At 55.4% G+C, this 1,212-nt stretch carries 1 pseudogene; it reads left to right on the forward strand.

The features are described from left to right. The first annotated feature begins 128 nt into the window (after positions 1-128). Positions 129-1,174 (forward strand): annotated as a pseudogene (locus tag ACREXZ_RS30855) (IS630 family transposase). Positions 1,175-1,212 lie beyond the last annotated feature (38 nt).

The following is a 1,212-nucleotide window of genomic DNA, read 5'->3' on the forward strand; positions in this document are numbered from 1 at the left end:
ATGCTAAACTATGCCGATATACTGCAAACGGTTGACGATGGCACAATTGCCGATGGCTCTGAAAGTTTATAAACTCCAGGCAGCTGATGGGCAGCTGTTGTTCGATTATACCTGGAGACACGGAAGTCATGCGCACGTTTTCTTTCAGCGAAGCGGATGTGGACACCATCCATCAGGAGCGCTACCGTCATCCCCATCCGCGGGTCCAGCAGAAGATGGAAGTTCTGTGGCTCAAGAGTCAGGGTTGCACGCACGCGGACATCGGCGATCTCGCCGGGGTGTCCCGGCGCACGGTTCAGCGCATCCTGGACGATTATCTGGCGGGTGGCCTGGACCAGGTTCGCAAGCTTTCTTTTCGCCGCCCCGAAAGCGAACTGCTGCGACACAAGGACACCTTGGAAGATTATTTTCTGGCTTATCCTCCCGCTTCCACGGCTCAGGCTCAGGCGGTCATCGAACAATTGACCGGCGTCAAGCGGGGCCTGACCCAAGTGCGCCAGTTCTTAAAAAAAGTCTCGACCTGCGCTACCGCAAGGTAGGTACTATTCCGGCCAAAGCCGACGTCCAACAGCAGGAGGAGTTCCTGGCCAACCAGCTTCAGCCACGGCTCAACCAAGCCCGGCGCGGCCAGCGAACGGTCTTGTTTGTCGATGCCGCCCATTTCGTGTACGGTCCATTTCTGGGCTATTTATGGTGCTTGGTGCGGTTGTTTGTACCAGGGCCTTCCGGCCGCCAGCGCTATAATGTCCTGGCTGCTTTGAACGCGGTCACTCATGAAGTCTTCCGGGTGACCAACTTTGAGTACATCAATGCCGAGACCGTGTGCGCTTTACTCCACCAGATCGCCGCCGCCGGCTTAGCACGACCCATCACCTTGGTTCTAGACAACGCTCGTTATCAGCACTGCGAATTGGTGCGGAGTCTGGCCCGCTCCCTCCGGATCGAATTACTATTCTTGCCCAGCTATTCACCCAACCTCAACCTCATCGAGCGCCTCTGGAAATTCGTGAAGAAAGAATGCTTGGCCAGCAAATGGCTGGCGACCTTTGCCGACTTCACCGAGGCCATTGACCGATGTCTCAGCCAACTGGCCACCATTCACAAAGACAAGATGGAAACGCTCCTTACACTGAATTTCCAGACCTTTGAAGATGAGTCACTTATGGCCGCGTGAGGTATATCTCCCATTTGCGGACGGTCCATGGGATTATC

Origin of the sequence: Paraburkholderia sp. (assembly GCF_050742655.1) — a bacterium.
GTDB lineage: Bacteria > Pseudomonadota > Gammaproteobacteria > Burkholderiales > Burkholderiaceae > Paraburkholderia.